Genomic DNA, 18824 nt, shown 5'->3' with positions numbered 1-18824 from the left:
CTCTACATTCAGTCGAAATTGACTCCCAAATGCGCAGCAAGCACTTCGACAATCTTGGTCGGATCGCTTTTCCATTCCCGCATTGTAACAGTCACAGTCGTCCACCCAAAAGCCTCCAGCAAAATGGCCCGTTCGGTCAGAACTTCCAAGGTGGCATTGCTGGCATATGTCTCTTTGCTGTCAATCAGGATAGCCAGTTTAAAGTCGGGTTCATCCGTGCGGCGGGCGGCCACGTCGACGCAAAAGCGGGACATGCCGTGGTTGACCACGGCAAAACATCCGCGCGCCTGCAAGGCAGCGGCAATCTGCTCTGCGGCCACGTTCCCCGGCTTCTCGCGTTGATCTGTACTGCCCGATACCGCCTTAAGCGCCATATCTGCGCCAGGCCCGTCCCCGGTTGAGGCAAGTTGCGCATACCGCAGGAACGTCTTTAGCGCGTTAGCCCCAGCGTTGTAATCGTTGGTGACCTGCTCGGATGTGATCGAAGACACAACGATCATGTTTTCCTTCGCACGCGAAAAGATAACATTCAGGCGTTTTTCGCCTCCGACTTTGTTGATGGGGCCAAAGTTCATCCGCATTTTGCCACTTGCCGGCGGAGCGTAACAGATTGATAGCAAAATAATGTCACGCTCATCGCCCTGCACATTCTCAAGGTTCTTGACGAACAGTCCGATGAATTCGCCATCCTTTTCGCGTTCATATTCCGCATCAAGTCGACGGGCAAAGCCCTCGTCAGTGCGCGCCAATTCGTTCAGCGCGGTTTCAACCTCGGATTGCTGAGCCTCCGAAAAGGCAACGATGCCAATGGTCTTGCCACTGTCCTGTGCGAGGATGTCGCGCAGGACGTGGGCGATATAGCGGGCCTCCTCGGCGTTGCGTCGCAGGGCATAAACACCGCCCTTGACCATATGATAGGAAATCGGACGGGCCAAAACTTCGGATGCGCTCAACGGGGGGACGCCCGCATCCGCCACATGGATTTCAGGGTCCTCTTGCCGGTTACGCACCGATGGAATTGTCAACAAACGCCCGCCGTAGAATGCGCGATTGGAGAAACTGATCAGCTCTTCACTGCGCGACCGATAGTGCCAACTGAGCATTGTGGACTTCAAACGCTCTGCCGAAAGGGTCAGGAAACTGTCCTGATCCAGTTCAAAATTCAGATCTTCGTCAGCATCATCGAATTCCTCTGCCGCATCACCGCTGCCGAAGAACTTCGACGGCGGCAGTTGCATCTCATCTCCCACAACGATGATCTGCGGAGCGCGCATGACTGTCGGCACCGCGTCCTCAACGGGGATTTGCGATGCCTCATCAAAGATCACCACATCAAACAGATCGGAGTCGAGCGGCAGCACATCGGCCACCGAAAGAGGGCTCATCAGCCAGATCGGTTTCATATCAGGGATCAGCGCTCCGGCTGGGCCGTCCAGCATTTCGCGCGGAGACCGGAAAGCGCGGGTCTTTTTGAATTCATGCTCCAACGCCCGGCGCGCATTGGCATAGGATGATTTGCGCGCCCGATCCTCCATCGACAGATTGCGATCCATTTCAGCGGTGAGCGCGATATGGGCATCAAAATTTTCCATCGCACGCAACTCCAGCAGGCTGGCGTTGACCTTTTGCAATGCCTTGCGGCTGTCCGCGATCTTGGCGCGGGCGTGATCCAGCATGGCATGGTCAATGGCCGATAGGCCGGGGGTCTGGATCACGCTGCGCCGAACCGTTTCTGACAAGATGGCCGCGTGCAGCTGGTCTGTCGGCAAATCAAAGCTGCGCAGACAACGCCAGATTGATAGAGGCGCATCCGCCAGCGGCTGCAACATGAACTTTAGGTCGCGCAAACGCGGCCCGCTTTGTGCCAGCGCATCCAGTGCCGGGGCCAGATCCGCCAAGGCCAATGTATCCAACCCATCAATCAGTCCCGCCGCATCCTCCAACAGCCCTTCTATAACCGGGGCGTGGTGCGCCAACGCCAGTACCTGACGTTCCGTCCCCGCCGGGTCGCTGACCACGCTGGCAAGGATCGGATCGGCAGCAGCGCCGTCCACCATCCGGCCTGCGGCGCGCTCTGCAACAAGGTCCGACAGGGCTGCAAAATCGTTAAAACCGTAACGCCCAGCGGTTTGCCGTTCGGTTTCAACCAAGGCCTCTCTGGACGCATGCTCAGTATCAAGCAGCAACAGCAAATCGACGGCTGTGGGCGCAATTGCTGCATCCGCCGTCCGGGTGCGCGCCGCAATTGTTTTCTTCAGCTGCCGCCAAGGGCCAGACAGGAACGACAGGAACTTACCTTCCTTGTCCTGCGCCAGCCGCAGTGCTGTTTTGGTTTCCTCTTGGGTCAGCTTGTCAGTCCAGGCGGATGCCTTTTGCACCGCTTCAGCCAATAGGCGTCTTTTGTCGTCGACCTGACGCATATCGCCTTTGAACAGGCGGCTTTCGCGGCTGTCAGGGTCCAACAGGCCCAATTGACCGACCTCAGCCATCGGTGCGACACGCGCGGCAAAGCGAACTTGCGCGAAAGCGGCCCCGGCTGTCGTGACACCCCCAAACAGATCAGCTTCTGCCCCGCTAAGACGCGTAGCACGCGACGCCAGGTTTGCGGCCCGTTGCGGCACCTGATCCAGAGCATCGTCATCGCCCCAAAGCGCAGGGACCAACAAACGTTCGGGTCGTTCTGACAGGCTTTGCCCGCCCGCCAATCCTTTGGTCCCGTTCAGCGCGCGGTCTACCGCATCTTCATGTTCCAGCCAAACAGCCAGATCAGGCAAAGCCCCCCGATCATCATCGCCCAGATCGGGGGGATGTGCGTTCAGCGCACGGTCAATGACCCCATAAAGCGCCTCATCAGTACCAACCGCTGCGGTCGACATCGCCGTGATATGCACGCGTACATCGGCAAGCGCCTCCGAAACACGCCGTAGCAGCGCAGTCCGTTCCTGTGTCAGAATGGCCATTGTCTTTGGCCGGTCTTCTTCTGTCCAGCGGGTGTAAATCTCATCAAGTTCCTCAATGAATTCACGTTTATTTTGCTTGCTGTCGTGGACAAGACTGCACAGCGCGCCCAAACCCACCCCCGTCAGGCGGTTGAACACCACATCCAAGGCCGCGCGTTTTTCACACACAAAGAGCACACGTTTGCCCTGACTGATAAAGTCGGCAATCAGGTTGGTGATGGTCTGAGATTTTCCAGTGCCAGGCGGGCCCTGAATGACATAGCTTTCGCCACTGCGCGCATTCAAAACAGACTTTTCCTGACTGGGGTCCATTTCGATGACGGGATAGCGATGTTCCGGCTTGGGCAGCATGGGAATGCCGCCGACATCATAGCTGCGGTCATCAAATAGCAGATCAAAGGCCGCATTGGGCGACAGTTCACCAGCCAGCATGGCATCATAGTCGCGCACCAGCGACATCTTGCGATAGTTGAAATTGGCGAGGGTGACCGAGCAAAGATCAAAGCTCCAGTTAAACCGCCCATCGGTCTCCTGCGCGGCCGAAAACGTGGTCGCCTCACGCTCTGTCACAGCAGGTTCAACCATATGAGATGCATTGAACATGCGCGGCAACGGTCGCCCCATCACGGCCTGATTTGGGGCTTGTGCCGGAGTGACGTATTCCTTGAAAAGTTGCAGCCCCAGCGGGTTGTACCCCGGGTGATCATAGGAATATCGTATCCCGGACCGCGCCCGTTTGCCTTTGACCATGCCAACACGGCGCTTGTTGAACTGGTCCAGGCGCCGCCGCACCTTTTGGTGCAGCACCTTGATGCGCGGTTTGTCGGCGTATTCGAGGTGCACACCGGGTTCGCTGGACAGGATCTGCGTTTCAATCAGCCGATAAAGATCACGCAGCGCATCCGGCTGGGACATATCCACCGTTGTTGGCAGCTTGATTCCGAACAGTTTTTCCAGCGCAAAGGATAAGGCCGGGTTGACCTCGGCCACTGTATCCAGAGCTTGTAGGGTGAACACATCCTTCACACCCTTGCGCCGCTTCAACTCGGTCCGCAGCAACAAAAGGGGCGACGAAATCGGCGTGTGGGGATCGTTCTTGAGGTCATACCACCGCAAAAACACAGGCACCAATCGCAAAGGCGCTGCTCCATATTCCCGCGCGATCCTCGCACTTTCCGAACGGAGCTTGGACAGCACCGCTGGTGCAAATTGCATGTCTTCAAACCGGATATAATCCCGCAAGGCGATCTCTCTGCCTGACAACAACTTTTGCATAGCGAGGGCGTCTGCGGTGAACAGATCTTCCGATTTGATGGCCTGAAAATTCATCACCAACGGCACGGATGTTTCCGTCAGGTTCAATTCCGTCGAGACCGGCTTGTGATAAATCAACCGGTTGCGCCGGGTCATATCATATAAGCGGGCGCGCAACCGCTTCAGCAACTCACCCTTTGGCAAATCCGCCTCTGCCCCGAATGCGGCGCTGGTCGTCAGTTCATTCTCAAAGACCGATCCGATCATACGGTGGTTTTCAAACGCGCGGATCAGTGTGGGTACATCTTGTGCACGATCAAACCTTTCCAGTTCGGTCATCCGCTCAATCGCGCGACAGATCACAGGGCTCAGCCGGTTGTTCAAACTGGCCAGATCGCCGCGATACCGGATAAACGTTTCCAGCTGATCCTTCTGCCGAAAATCAAGGCCGGTTGCCAGCGAACCAAGGATCATACCCAGCCCATAGATATCAGTGATCGGGTCATGATGGCCCGCTTCGACCTCCCATGATCGGTATTCCGTCAGAAAACGCGGGGTGGCTACGGCATCATCTGCGACCCGGGCGTCATGCACCTCGGTTCCGGACGCATCATCCGAGGTCACTGTGAGCTCGCTGACCACCTTGATGCCACTTTTGGCGAGCACGTCCCTGCGACCGCTGACCGCGTGGATTGATGCCGGTGCCTCTACATCTGTCTGAACAAAGAACAAATGGCCATGATCCACTTTCAGCTTGCGCAAAGGAAACAGCGGAGCCACCTGCCCGGCCTCGTGCGCCTCTGCGACCTGTTGCATCAAGGGCAGAATTGCAGCCAACAAATCCTCATTCCCGATGGAATGCGCTTCATTCCACGCATGCAGAAGCTCAAAGAACCCTTGTTCGGCCGCATCAATCATGTGCTACCTCCTTGATGGCTTTCTGCAATGCGGCCAGCTTTTTGGGGGGCACACCGAGGTCCTGGGTGATGCGCGGCGTGATCGCATCCTCCAATCCATGTTGGCGGGCAAATTCCATCGCCTTGAGCAGGGGTTCATCTTCAAGGTCAGGATCAGCCGCCGCAAAATCAAGCAGAACCGAGGCCAAGTAATCCCTCACATCATCGCTCGTCTCGGAAAGGGCGGTCAGCGCCATATCTTCAGGCGGCCTCAATGTGATGTCTAAATCGGGGAAAAACGCACGGGCGTGCGCCTCAACCTCTTCGGATTCCACCCAGTCAGCGGCCAAAAATTGCTGGATCATCGCACGTGTCAGATCGGTCAGTTTACGCTGCGCAAGCAGGTCCAGCCGCTCCAATCGGACTTCTCCTTCCACCAATTCCGGCAGACGCACATCAGCCGCCTCTTTGTCCCTGGCCCAATCGGCCAATGCAATCGCGCGGACGTATGTCTCAGGGTGCGACACCCCGCTCGAGCCGTCCTTCTTATTCAAATCAAGCGCCTCCGCCGCCTGTCGCAGATACGTCTCGACCGAAAACTTTTTCAGCCCGGACCCCACTTTGATCAACAGCGAAATCGCCGCATCCCGGTCGCCACAAACCATAAATCCGACCCGGTCGGCAAAGATTTCCTGATAAATTTGCGACAGCCAAAGTGACTGCAGATGCGCAGGATGCGCACCGTTTTCACCGCACATCCAACCCAGCATCCGGTCGGCTGTGAAATAGCGCCCGTCCTCGCGGGTCTTGTGCAGGTAATGCGCCATCTCGTGGCCTAAAAGGCAGCGCAGCTCGGCGTCGCTGAGGATATCAAGCGTCTCACCCTCGAACATGATGTTGACCTCGTCGGGGGTATAGACCAACGCAGCATTCCGGTGCTGCCCAGTGCCCTGATAAAGACTAAGCGGCACGTCAATGTCCAACGCTTCTTTCACCTCGGCGGCGGCGGCAAACAAGGTGTCATGAGACCCCGCATCCAATCGCACTGCATTTTTCAGCAGCATCAGCCGGTTCTCATCAAAGGCCTGTTCTGTCAGCTTATCAGAGGCAAACCAAGCCCAGATATCAGCCTCCTCGCGCTGCAAAAAATCGGCAAGTGCATTGTGGTAATACAAAAAGGGGGGAATCTCGGACAAAAGCTCTACTCGTGCAAGAACTGGACGTGATGGTCGCCAAGGGGAACGGTACAATCTTGGCCAAGTCATAGCAAAAGGAAATTGACGCCCCATCATCAAGCGGCAAGGCGCTTTTCAGCGGTGACAACGGGACCAATCCAGCCCGAGTTTTCGAAATACAGGCGCAGCCGGTCGGCATTGATCCGGCTGGTACACGCTGCGCGCGTATGGACGGTCAAGTATGATCGCTGTGTCTTTACCGCGAAGGACCGCTCTCGTGACACTGGCCACATCGCAGCACCAAAAGTACGGCACATGCAAACGGATGCTACAATATCAATAGCCTGTGTTAGCAATAGTCGAGGTTGTCCCGCGGGGCGGCACTGAGACGGCAACGATTATCGCGAAGGCATGAGCTGCATATCCCCATGCGATCAACCCTGATTCTGAAAAATATCGGCCGCGTGATCTGAAAGGAACTGAGCACGCATATTGGGAGTTCCGCCAAAGCTACCGGTCATTGAGAACGCAGCGAAGGGCGGAAACGAGCCGATTCTGTTGAAAAGCACCATGTTGCGCGTGCAGAAATTCAGCCCTTAAATAGGGCGCGAGCGCCTTTGCTGTCAGGCTTTTCGCGTTTGCTGCGGTGCCGGAAAGGTCTTGGCCAGCTTGCGGAGGTTTTGGTCGGTTGCAGAGAGGAGAAATTCGTCATTTGCACCGTATGGCCCGCGCAATCGCAATCGTCCCAGCCCAAGGAGGCGTTTGCGTTGTGCGAAGAGCACCTCAACCTCCTTTCGCAACCTCATTGAGATCGCATACTGCTTGGTCTTGGCAATATCGCGGGCGACCTGTCGGTCATCTTCGTGGTCTGCGCGGGTAATCTTGCGCGCATCGGCTTTGGGGCAGCATTTCATTTTTATAGGCAGGCATGACCGGTGTGTTTTAGGGCCTGAGACTTGGCGACGCCTTTGCCGGTCGGGCCACAGGGTGGATCGGAATAATTTCGACGGACCTGTTTCAAGGGGTCGCCTTCCGGGCAAACATACCTGCCCTTCCCCCATCAGGAGGCGGGTTGCTCTTCCAACTCCAAAGTAAGCGCTACAGGCGCGCCTGCGTGATCATACCCACAAACTTCAGATCTCAGAATGAGGCGAGGGCTTCGGCCCAGCAACAATGACCACAGCAGATAATGCGCTAAAGGCATTTGCTAAACACGCCGCAACCGCTGTGTCCAAGGCTGCAAATGTCCTGTCCCTGATCAATACGCAAAACTTCAATATTCATCCTTAGTCTGGCGAGGGCGCCGTGAACATGCGCGTCGCACGAACGGCCCGTTGCCATGCGCCGTATTTGGCGTCACGATCCTCTGCCGTCATGGTGGGGATAAACTGCCGGTCGCAAGACCACATGTTGGCAAAACCTGATTGATCCGGGTAAAGGCCCGCGCGACTGCCTGCGAGCCATGCCGCCCCCATGGCGGTGGTTTCTTGGCACGCAGGACGATCAACGGGTGTGCCGATAATGTCGGACAGGAATTGCATGGTCCAATCTGACGCGCTCATACCGCCATCAACCCGCAGGATCGCATCCCCGTCTGGCGCGCGCCAATCGCGGTGCATCGCCTCTAAGAGATCGCGCGTCTGATACCCCACAGATTGCAATGCCGCGCGGGCGAATTCGGCAGGCCCCGAATTGCGCGATAGGCCAAAAATTGCCCCACGCGCCTCGGCATCCCAATAGGGCGCTCCAAGTCCGGTGAAGGCGGGCACCATGATCACGGGCTGTTCCTCGTCGGCGGCGGCTGCCAAGGGTTGGGTTTCTGTCGCATCCCGGATCATTTTCAACCCGTCTCGCAGCCATTGAACCGAAGCCCCGGCGATAAAAATCGAACCTTCGAGTGCATAGGTGGGTTTGCCGTCCAGTTGATAGGCGATGGTGGTCAACAAACGGTTTTGCGAGGTGACGGGCGTGTCGCCAGTGTTCATCAAGGCAAAACAGCCAGTGCCATAGGTGGATTTCAACATGCCGGGCCGAAAGCAGGCCTGACCGATTGTGGCCGCCTGTTGATCTCCTGCGACACCCAGAATGGGGATGGGACGCCCGAACAGGTCGGGGCGCGTCATACCAAAATCGGCGGCACAATCACGGACCTCGGGCAGCATATCCATAGGGATGCCCAAGAGCTCACAGATCGTCGTGCTCCAACGTCCTTTGCGAATATCATACAACAGGGTGCGGGCCGCATTGGTGGCATCGGTGGCATGGGTTTTGCCACCCGTCAGCTTCCAGATCAAATAGCTATCGACGGTGCCGAACAAAAGATCCCCGGCTTTGGCCGCAGCGCGCGCGCCCTCGACTGTGTCGAGCAGCCATTTGACTTTGGTGCCCGAAAAATACGGATCAATCAGCAATCCGGTGCGGTCGGTGAACATCTGTTCATGACCCTCAGCGCGCAAATGTTCACAGATCGCAGCGGTGCGGCGGTCTTGCCAGACGATGGCATTATGGATGGGCTGGCCGGTCTTGCGGTTCCAAATCACGGTGGTTTCGCGCTGGTTGGTGATGCCAATGGCGGCAATGTCGCGCGTGTCTACATTGGCCTTTTCGATGACCTCACGACAGGTGCCTGCGGTCGTGGACCAGAGGTCAGACACATCATGTTCGACCCAACCGGAGTGTGGGAAATGTTGCGGGAATTCTTCTTGGGCAACAGCCGTTATCTGCAACTGAGCGTCAAACAAAATCGCCCGACTGGAGGTCGTGCCCTGATCAATGGCAAGAATATGTGTCATGAGGGTCCTCCCCGTTCAGGCAAAATGGCCGGACTTCAGACGTCGGGCACAAAACGGGGCGCAGCAAATCTGCTGCGCCCCAGCAAGGGTCATGCGTTTATTAGTTCCAAGAGGAAACCAGTTCGTCATAGCCGATGGTCATCGGGGTTTCATCCTCGTCGGCCAACATAGGCTTCGGTGCGCCCGGCTGTTCCAACCAATAGCTGTCATCCTCTTTGTCGTTGAGAACCGGACCAAGATCACCTTGGATTCCAGCGCGTTCCAGACGCGCCATCACGCTTTCCATATCGTCACACAGTTGATCGAGCGCCTCTTTCGAGGTTTTCGCACCAGACATTGCGTCGCCGATGTTCTGCCACCACAGCTGTGCAAGCTTCGGATAATCCGGCACATTTGTGCCCGTGGGCGACCAACGGACGCGGTCGGGCGAGCGATAGAATTCAACCAGACCCCCAAGTTTGTTGGCGCGATCTGTGAAGTGATCGGAATTGATGGTGGACTCGCGGATAAACGTCAGACCAACATCAGATTTCTTCACATCTACCGTCATAGAGGTGACGAATTGTGCGTAAAGCCATGCGGCCTGGGCCCGATCCACCGGGGTGGATTTCATCAAGGTCCAGCTGCCCACATCTTGGTAGCCAACTTTCATGCCCTCTTCCCAATAGACGCCATGCGGGCTTGGGGCGAGGCGCCATTTTGGTGTACCATCTTCGTTCATCACAGCATCAGAGGCGACCAGAGGCGCGACAAAGGTGGTGTACATGAACATCTGTTGCGCGATGTTGCCCTGCGCCGGAACCGGCCCCGCCTCCGAGAAGGTCATGCCCGCTGCTGAGGGCGGTGCGTAATCTTGCAACCACTTGATCGCCTTGTCGATGGCATAGACAGCCGCAGGAGAGTTCGTCGCACCGCCGCGATCGACACAGGCGCCAACGGGTTGTGATTTGTCATTCACACGGATGCCCCATTCGTCGACCGGAAGCCCGTTCGGTTCACCCTTGTCGCCCATCCCGGCCATGGACATCCACGCGTCGGTGTAGCGCCAGCCAAGGCTGGGGTCTTTCTTGCCGTAATCCATGTTGCCGTAGACTTCGACGCCATCAATGGTGCGTCCGGTAAAGAATTCGGCAATGTCTTCATAGGCTGACCAGTTCACCGGCACACCGAGATCATAGCCGTAGGCCTCTTTAAAGGCCGCTTTTATGTCAGGGTCATTGAACCAGTCATAGCGGAACCAATAGAGGTTCGCGAACTGTTGGGTCGGGAGCTGATACAGGTCACCATCTGGGGCGGTGGTGAATTGTGTGCCGATAAAATCGGCGAGGTTCAGCGTCGGCGAGGTCACATCCTTGCCCTCATTCGCCATCCAGTCGGTCAGGTTGCGCACCTGTTGATAGCGCCAGTGGGTGCCGATCAGATCAGAGTCGTTGACATAAGCGTCATAGATGTTTTCGCCAGACTGCATTTGGGTCTGAAGCTTTTCGACCACATCGCCTTCGCCAATCAAGTCATGCGTGACATTGATCCCTGTGATGGCTGCGAACGCAGGAGCAAGCACTTGAGATTCGTATTCATGGGTGGTGATGGTTTCGGAGACCACGTTGATCGACATGCCCTGAAACGGTTGAGCGGCATCAATGAACCACTGCATTTCTGCTTCTTGATCGGCACGAGACAGGGTCGACATGCCCGCAATTTCGTTGTCCAAAAAATCAGTCGCTGCGGCCATATCGGCCCAAGCGGGTTGGGTAAGCGCAAGCGCCAATCCCAGAGCCGTCGATGATTTCAGTAAGACGTTCATGATAGGTTTCCTCCCTTTAGTTGAACGTAGACGTAGAGCCAGCCTGAACCTCTTCCCTTTTCAAGCCGGAGTTTGTCAGCACCTAAACCCAGCGGAATACCGCTGCGGCATAGACCAGACAGGCAATCAAGGCGTAGGCTTGTGGGCCGAAGCCCAAACCAAGCCATGCCAGATTGATAAACGCGGACCCCAAGAGTGTGATGAACAACCGATCCCCCGCGTGGTTTCGATCTGTAGAATGCCCCTGCGAGGCATCTCAGGGAATTTGATCGCCAGCACCGTGAACGTGGCCAAAAGCGCTGCGATGATGAGAAAAAAAGTGGCTGTGGGCCATGTCCAGGCCATCCAGTCAAGCATAACGAATTCCTTTCAAGCGGCGCATTCTTTACACCCGTCCGAGGGCAAAGCCCTTGGCGATGTAGTTGCGCACGAAATAGATGACCAAAGCACCGGGAACGATGGTTAGGACACCCGCGGCGGCCAGCACGCCCCAGTCGACACCCGCGGCCCCGACGGTGCGGGTCATGGTGGCGGCAATGGGCTTGGCGTCCACGGAGGTCAGAGTGCGGCTCAGCAGCAATTCGACCCAAGAGAACATGAAGCAAAAGAACGCCGCGACGCCGATGCCGCTTGCGATGAGCGGCGTGAAGATTTTCACGAAAAACGCCGGGAACGAATAGCCGTCGATATAGGCGGTCTCGTCGATCTCCTTGGGCACCCCCCGCATGAAGCCTTCCAAAATCCAGACCGCGAGCGGCACATTGAACAGGCAATGCGCCAGAGCCACCGCAATGTGCGTGTCGAAGAGGCCGATGCTGGAATAAAGTTGAAAGAACGGCAGAGCAAACACGGCAGGCGGCGCCATGCGATTGGTCAAAAGCCAAAAGAACAGGTGCTTGTCGCCCATAAAGCTGTAGCGGCTGAATGCATAAGCGGCCGGTAGCGCGACGGCGAGGCTGATGGTCGTGTTCATCACCACATAGATCAGCGAGTTGACGTAGCCCATGTACCAACTCGGATCGGTGAGAATGGTCGCATAGTTTTCGAACGTCAAATTGCGCGGCCACAGGCTAAAGGCACCGAGAATTTCAGAGTTGGTCTTGAGGCTCATGTTGAGCAACCAATAGATCGGCAGCATCAAAAACAGCAGGTAAAGCCCCATCACCAAGGCCCCGCCTGAGGGGCGCATCCGTTTGGACCTGGTGCGCGGTGTGTCAATTTTCATCTTGCCCGTCTGGGTAACGATTTCTGGAATTGCGGTCCCGGTCATTTATTTGCCATCCCTTTTATCAATCGTTGTCATCACCGTGTAAAACACCCAACTGATCGCCATAATTGTCAGGAAATACATCAGGCTAAAGGCGGCGGCGGGTCCAAGATCGAATTGCCCCAAGGCCATTTTTACAAGATCGATGGAGAGGAAGGTGGTCGCGTTGCCCGGACCGCCTCCCGTCAAAACGAAAGGCTCGGTATAGATCATGAAACTGTCCATAAAGCGCAGCAGGATCGCGATCATCAACACGCCAGCCATCTTGGGCAACTCAATGTAGCGAAACACGGCCCAACGGCTGGCTTGGTCGATTTTCGCCGCTTGATAATAGGCATCAGGGATCGACCGCAGACCGGCATAGGCCAGAAGCGCCACGAGAGAGGTCCAGTGCCAGACATCCATCACGATCACAGTGATCCACGCGTCCATCGTATCTTGGGTGTAGTTGTAATCCACCCCCAGCGCGTCCAGCGTGTATCCCAAAAGCCCAATATCGACGCGGCCAAAGATTTGCCAAATGGTGCCAACCACGTTCCATGGGATCAACAACGGCAGCGACATCAAAACAAGACAGAACGAGGACCAAAAGCCCTTTTTCGGCATATGCAGCGCAACATAAATCCCCAGCGGCACCTCAAGGGCCAAAATGATGCCCGAGAACATCAACTGACGCCCCAACGCGTTCCACATCCGATCTGAATGCAGCATGTCATCGAACCAATCGAGGCCCGCCCAGAAAAACTGGTTGTTCCCAAACGTGTCTTGCACGGAATAGTTCACCACGGTCATCAGCGGAATGACGGCGGAAAAGGCGACAAGGATCAGCACGGGCAGGACAAGGAACCATGCTTTTTGATTGACGGTCTTATTCATGCGGCGTCCCCTTTTGCGCTGATGCGCCAGTCATTGGCGTAAACATTGATCCCTTCGGGCGCAAAACTGATCCGGTCTGTCCCTGCGGGAATGTCGATCCCCTCCCCGAGGACCGCGTTTGTTTCGCGCCCCTCGACGGTCAGGCGGACAATCTTGTGGCGGCCGACGTCTTCGACACGGTTGATCTGCGCGGGAATGCCCGCGCCGCCTGCGTTCAGCCGGATGAATTCAGGGCGCACGCCAAGCTGTGTTTTGCCATCTGCCACATAGGTGCCACCCAGATCGACGGCAGTATTGCCCACCCGGGCGATGGCCCCCTCAATCGTCGCCTCAAACAGATTCATACCGGGCGATCCGATGAAATAACCCACAAAAGTATGGGCTGGGCGTTCAAACAGGTCTTGGGGCGTTCCGATTTGAACAACGCGACCATCATACATAACCACGACCTTATCGGCGAAGGTCAGAGCCTCGGTTTGGTCGTGGGTCACATAGATCATGGTGTGGCCGAAATCCTGATGCAGTTGCTTGAGCTGCGTGCGCAATTCCCATTTCATATGCGGGTCAATCACTGTCAGGGGTTCGTCAAACAACAGCGCATTGACGTCTTCGCGCACCATGCCGCGCCCAAGCGAAATCTTTTGTTTTGCATCTGCTGTCAGGCCGCGGGCTTTGTGATCCAGCTCCGCCTCCATATCAATCATCTTACCGACGCGCTGCACGCGACGTTTGATTTCGGCGGCGTCCATGCCACGGTTTTTCAAGGGAAATGCAAGATTTTGCCGCACCGTCATCGTGTCATAGACAACGGGGAACTGAAACACCTGCGCGATGTTGCGGTCTGCCGTGGGGGACGTCGTCACATCGGTGCCGTCGAATAATACGCGACCCTGAGAGGGAATCAACAAGCCGGAAATGATGTTCAAAAGTGTGGACTTACCGCAGCCGGACGAGCCCAAAAGCGCATAGGCCTCACCATCGGCCCAATCGTGGTTCAGTTCCTTAAGCGCAAAATCGTCCTCACATTTTGGATATGGCAAATAGGAATGCGCGAGGTTCTCAAGTGTGATCTTGGCCATGTTATACCGTCTCCGCATAAGGGGCAGAGGCGACAAGCGCGCCGTCCTCAGCAAACAGATAAATCCGCGATGTATCGAGATAGACGGGCAGCTTTTGACCCGGTTTCAGGTCGCGCACGCCGTGGATCAAACCGACCCATTTCGCGTCAAAATGCGATAGGTGCACAAAGGTTTCCGAGCCGGTGATTTCCATCACGCCAAGCGTTGCATCAAAGCCAAGCTTGCCGTCTCCCGGCTCCAACGAAAGGTGGTTGGGCCGGAACCCCAGCATATATTTGCCATCCGCGACAGTGTTGTCCACTGCGGGCATGCTCTCTTGATGCCCAAAGTGCATCAAGTCGCCCCGCTTTTCGACATGCAGAAAGTTCATCGGCGGATCAGAGAACACGCGTGCGGTCGTGGCATCCATCGGGTTGCGATAGACCTGTGCCGTCGGACCGAATTGTGTCACACGGCCCTCCCAAAGGGTTGCGCAATTGCCGCCCAACAACAGGGCTTCTTCTGGCTCCGTGGTCGCATAGACAAAGATCGACCCGGATTCTGCAAAGATGCGCGGAATTTCAGCGCGCAACTCTTCGCGCAATTTGTAATCCAAGTTCGCCAGCGGCTCATCAAGCAATACCAGACCGGCATTTTTGACCAAGGCGCGCGCCAAAGCGCAGCGTTGTTGCTGACCGCCAGACAGTTCAAGCGGCTTGCGGTCCAACATCGGGGTCAACTGCATCAACTCCGCCGTCTTGCGCACGCGGCTGTCGATCTCCGCAGCCTCAAGCCCCATCAATTTCATCGGCGAAGCAATATTGTCGTAAACCGTCATCGCCGGATAATTGATGAATTGCTGATAAACCATCGCGATTTTGCGATCTTGGACGCGGTTCCCGGTGACATCCTCACCGTTCCAGAGAATGCGCCCCTGGGTCGGGACATCAAGCCCCGCCATCAGGCGCATCAAGGTCGTTTTGCCCGACGAGGTTGGCCCCAACAGCACATTCATCGTGCCGTTTTCGAGCGTCAGATTGGTCGGATAGATAAAGGTCTTGCCGCCAGCAACATAGCTGACGTCATCAAGTTCAAGTGTCATGCAATGTCCTTTGCGTGTGCTCGCCGCTCGGCCATGTAGCTTTCAAGGGCGCTGGCCTCTACTGTGCGCAAGCCCAGTTTGCTGCGCCGCCACAGAACATCCTCTGCGGTGCGGGCAAATTCGCGATCCATAAGCCAATCGACCTCTACGGCGGTCAATGTCGCGCCAAAATCCTGTCCAAGATCCCCGGCCGTTCTGGCAGCCCCATAGATATCGCCGACCTCGGTGCCATATGCACGCACAAGACGCCGCGCCCAGCGATCGGTCAGAAAGGGATAAGTTTGGCGCAGATCGGCGACGAGGCGCGCAACCCCGTCGACGGGAAAATCCCCTCCGGGCATGGCCACCCCTGCTGTCCATGGGCCTTGCGCCACGGCCAGACGGGTGCCGATTTTCTCAAGCGCGCTTTCGGCGAGGCGGCGATAGGTCGTGATCTTACCACCAAAGATATGCAGCGCAGGCGCACCAGCACTGTCATCAATCTTCAGCGTGTAATCCCGCGTCGCCGCCGTCGCGGAACTCGCGCCGTCATCATAAAGTGGACGCACGCCGGAATACGTCCAGACGATGTCCTCTTCGCTGATCGGCTTTTTCAGATAGGCATTCACGAACTCAATCATGTAGCGCTTTTCTTCGGCGGTGCAGACCGGCTTTTGCGACAGATCGTCGTGTTCATTGTCAGTGGTGCCGATCAGGGTGAAATCCGTTTCATAGGGGATCGCGAACATGATCCGCCCGTCGGTGCCTTGGAAAAAATAGCATTTGTCATGATCAAACAAACGCTTGATCACGATATGGCTGCCGCGCACAAGCCGGATATTGTCGCTGCTGTTGGACCCGATCTGTTGGCGTAAGATTTGGCCGACCCACGGGCCGCCCGCGTTGACAACCATGCGGGCGCGCACATCGTGGGTGTCACCAGTTTCAACATCCTGCAGCGTCACAATCCAGATGCCATCCTCGGACTTGGCGGAGACAACTTTGGTCCGAAGCAAGATTTTTGCGCCCCGTGCCTGCGCATCGCGTGCGTTTAAAACCACAAGACGTGAATCCTCGACCCAGCAATCGCTATATTCATAGGCTTTGGCAAAAAGTGGTTTGAGTGGCGCGCCTTCTGGCCCCTGCTTGAGATCAAGCGTCTGAGTGCCGGGAAGGATTTGTCGTCCGCCCAACGTGTCATACATCAACAAGCCAAGCCGGATCAGCCAAGAAGGCCGACGCCCCTTCATCCACGGCATGAACAGGGACAGAAGTTTTGAGGTCGGGGTGTCGCTCTCAAACCGCATGTCTTTTTGGTAGGGCAGCACAAAGCGCATCGGCCAACTGATATGCGGCATTGCTCGCAAAAGAGTTTCTCGTTCGATCAACGCCTCGCGAACCAGCCGAAATTCGAAATACTCAAGATACCGCAATCCGCCATGAAAGAGCTTTGTCGACGCAGATGAGGTTGCAGAGGCCAGATCCGACATTTCGGCCAATGTCACGCTTAATCCGCGCCCTGAAGCGTCACGAGCGATCCCACAGCCATTGATGCCACCGCCAATAACCAGCAAATCGCAGATTTGCGCCTTCTCATTCACGTTGGATCCTCCCAAACCCTGTTGGCAGCACTGTGACAAAGCCACGCAAAAAAGAAAACAAATATTTTCGTTTTTTTTCGTTTTACGTAAAAATGAGAAAAAACTCTGAATTTTCAGAGGAAAAAGATTGAGAAATGCGCGTTTTATCGTAGAAATAAACAATGAATGCAAAAAAAACGCCGAAACGAACACGGCCAAATCCAAGCCTAAATCTAAGCCCAATGACCATTCATCCCCTCTGATTCCGCCGTGTAAGAAAGCTGCGAAGCAGGCCCCCGCCCCAAACTGAAAGCCTCTTTATGTCGCAAAATATTCGCTTCCCTGAGATCCTAGAAATTGCTCGGCGCGACGGAAAAGTGACCGTGGACCATCTTGCGGAGCATCTTGGCGTCACATTACAAACGATCCGCCGTGATCTGAGCGAATTGGCAGACGCTGGAAGGTTAGAGCGGGTTCACGGAGGGGCGGTGTTGCCATCTGGAACCGTCAACATCGCCTATCAAGAGCGACGACGGCTGAATGCTAGTGGAAAAATTGCCATGGCACAGGCCTGTGCTGCGATGATCCCCGAAAACTGCGCGATTTTTCTAAACATCGGAACAAGCACAGAAGCCGTCGCAACTGAATTGCTGCATCATCGCAATCTTATGGTTGTGACCAACAACATGAATGTGGCCAATATTTTGGCCCGAAACCCTGATTGTGAGGTGCTTGTAACCGGCGGATCTCTGCGCCAATCCGATGGGGGATTGATCGGGGACATCACAACGGCTGCAATCCGGCAATTCAAATTCGACATCGGCGTCATCGGCTGTTCCGCGATTGATCAAGACGGCGACATTTTAGACTTTGACTTGCGTGAAGTCGGCGTTAGCCAAACGATCCTGCATCAGTCCCGCCGCACCATGCTGGTTGCGGACCACACCAAGCTCAAACGGACGGCCCCAGCCCGGATCGCCTCCCTCGCGGAAATCGATGACTTTTTCACCGACGCATCGGTCCCTCGACCTTTGGAAAACAAGTGTGCAACTTGGGCCACCCAAATACACGTAAGCTAGCGCAATGAACCGTCCTCTCCCTGCAAACCGTTGCAAGAGTTGCAGGCATATGTGAAGAGAGGAGCATCGAGAGATATCGCAGCTCTAGGCAGTGACCACATTCAGCTCAGCCTCAATGACACCGTCAAGAGCATACAACGTTGCAAATAGGCGCTGTTCTCCGCGGCCAATATTTCAGCCATTTCTGGAATACGCGACCCTTTTTTCGCTGCGATTGTCACCACATCGCTTACGGCATCTAATCACTCTCAGAAGGTCGGCAGCACTTGAAACGTGCACGACACACCTCACCGACCAAATTAGATTAATCGCTTGGACTTCCTCTTTGATCGGGAGGGCCACAGAGATCAGATCACAGGCAGAATCTGAGAATATTTTCCGCCCGAAACAACAGGGGGTTGGCCGCGCTGTCCTGTTCGAACTGGGTCACTTTGCCGATCAGGATAACGTGATCTCCAGCCTCGGGTTCCTGGACAACATCGGTCAGGAAAAAGACCGCAACGATATAGTCCGGCCCAAGCCGAGCCAATCTGGCGATTTTATCAGACAAAGTAGACAGCGGCATGGCGCGGCCAAAATACACTTTCGGCGCAGGATCAAAGGTCCAGACGACGGAGGCAACACCTTTCTCTGCGCCTCCGCCACGGCACGCCGGACCAGAGGTTGATGGTCCCGATACACCCCATCAAAGGCCCCTATTGTGACAATGCTGGCGTCGAGCTGTATCGGCTGATCGTCGGCTACTTGGGTGCGGAAACCACTAAAGTTCAATCCCTTTAGGCCGGATCTCAGCCCATTCTTCGTCACTCAGACCAAATCTGAGCCATGACACAGCTGTTTTCAACACGTCAATCACGACTAAGCCGTCTCAGCAAGCCGCCGAATTGGGTTCACCCCCCGGTCACCGCAAGGGGGGAGATGCTTTGTTGCTTATTCAGGTCTGCATCGGGGAAGCCGCAGTCCCGCGTCGAAGTTCTTGGCCAAGGACAACATTTGTTAGAA

General features: G+C 55.9%; 12 protein-coding genes and 2 pseudogenes. 1 reads left to right on the top strand and 13 read right to left on the bottom strand.

The genetic code is table 11. From position 1 onward, the window contains the following. Positions 1–8: 8 nt before the first annotated feature. The 12 genes and pseudogenes from DA792_RS20765 to glpD form a co-directional block, all read right to left on the bottom strand. Complete coding sequence (locus DA792_RS20765; protein WP_107722470.1) at positions 9–5132, bottom strand: AAA domain-containing protein; 5124 nt, start codon at positions 5130–5132, stop codon at positions 9–11. Beyond that, the gene (locus DA792_RS20760; protein WP_107722469.1) at positions 5125–6306 is read right to left on the bottom strand and encodes a M48 family metalloprotease; all 1182 of its coding nucleotides are present in this window, start codon (positions 6304–6306) and stop codon (positions 5125–5127) included. The genes DA792_RS20765 and DA792_RS20760 overlap by 8 nt, the downstream gene beginning before the upstream one ends. A 95-nt stretch (positions 6307–6401) precedes the next feature. Then, positions 6402–6524 carry a hypothetical protein gene (locus tag DA792_RS23105; RefSeq protein WP_302666354.1) on the bottom strand — a complete coding sequence of 41 codons (123 nt, stop codon included), beginning with the start codon at positions 6522–6524 and terminating at the stop codon, positions 6402–6404. A 384-nt stretch (positions 6525–6908) separates the two neighbouring features. Further along, positions 6909–7333, bottom strand: a pseudogene (locus tag DA792_RS20755) (transposase); the annotation flags it as partial. A 238-nt stretch (positions 7334–7571) separates the two neighbouring features. After that, positions 7572–9077, bottom strand: coding sequence for a glycerol kinase GlpK (gene glpK / locus DA792_RS20750; RefSeq protein WP_107722468.1), 1506 nt, complete (start codon positions 9075–9077; stop codon positions 7572–7574). A gap of 100 nt (positions 9078–9177) precedes the next feature. After that, positions 9178–10881 carry an ABC transporter substrate-binding protein gene (locus DA792_RS20745; RefSeq protein ID WP_199908104.1) on the bottom strand — a complete coding sequence of 568 codons (1704 nt, stop codon included), beginning with the start codon at positions 10879–10881 and terminating at the stop codon, positions 9178–9180. 82 nt (positions 10882–10963) lie between these two features. Further along, a pseudogene (locus DA792_RS20740) lies at positions 10964–11238 on the bottom strand (DUF2160 domain-containing protein). A 28-nt stretch (positions 11239–11266) separates the two neighbouring features. Beyond that, positions 11267–12106 (bottom strand): carbohydrate ABC transporter permease, encoded by an 840-nt coding sequence (locus tag DA792_RS20735; RefSeq protein WP_107722810.1) that lies wholly within the window; start codon positions 12104–12106, stop codon positions 11267–11269. 45 nt (positions 12107–12151) lie between these two features. Beyond that, entirely contained in the window at positions 12152–13024 is an 873-nt protein-coding gene (locus DA792_RS20730) for a carbohydrate ABC transporter permease (RefSeq protein WP_107722467.1), read from the bottom strand. Next, positions 13021–14103, bottom strand: coding sequence for an ABC transporter ATP-binding protein (locus DA792_RS20725; RefSeq protein WP_107722466.1), 1083 nt, complete (start codon positions 14101–14103; stop codon positions 13021–13023). Before DA792_RS20725 ends, DA792_RS20730 begins: the two co-directional genes overlap by 4 nt. Before the next feature lies 1 nt (position 14104). Continuing rightward, positions 14105–15184, bottom strand: a complete 1080-nt coding sequence (locus tag DA792_RS20720; protein ID WP_107722465.1) for an ABC transporter ATP-binding protein — start codon at positions 15182–15184, stop codon at positions 14105–14107. Next, positions 15181–16764: a glycerol-3-phosphate dehydrogenase gene (gene glpD / locus DA792_RS20715; RefSeq protein WP_107722809.1), complete on the bottom strand. Its 1584-nt coding sequence runs from the start codon at positions 16762–16764 to the stop codon at positions 15181–15183. Before glpD ends, DA792_RS20720 begins: the two co-directional genes overlap by 4 nt. A gap of 299 nt (positions 16765–17063) precedes the next feature. Between glpD and DA792_RS20710 the strand changes: the two genes are divergently transcribed. Continuing rightward, positions 17064–17822 carry a DeoR/GlpR family DNA-binding transcription regulator gene (locus DA792_RS20710; protein WP_107722464.1) on the top strand — a complete coding sequence of 253 codons (759 nt, stop codon included), beginning with the start codon at positions 17064–17066 and terminating at the stop codon, positions 17820–17822. A 352-nt stretch (positions 17823–18174) separates the two neighbouring features. Here the strand turns inward: DA792_RS20710 and DA792_RS23355 are convergent, their stop codons facing one another. Next, a complete protein-coding gene (locus tag DA792_RS23355; RefSeq protein ID WP_199908209.1) occupies positions 18175–18387 on the bottom strand; it encodes a flavin reductase family protein in 213 nt (70 codons plus the stop codon). Positions 18388–18824: the final 437 nt, after the last annotated feature.

Origin of the sequence: Celeribacter baekdonensis (assembly GCF_003047105.1) — a bacterium.
In the GTDB taxonomy this organism is placed as follows: Bacteria; Pseudomonadota; Alphaproteobacteria; order Rhodobacterales; family Rhodobacteraceae; genus Celeribacter; species Celeribacter baekdonensis_B.
This window is presented reverse-complemented; position numbering and strand designations above follow the sequence as displayed.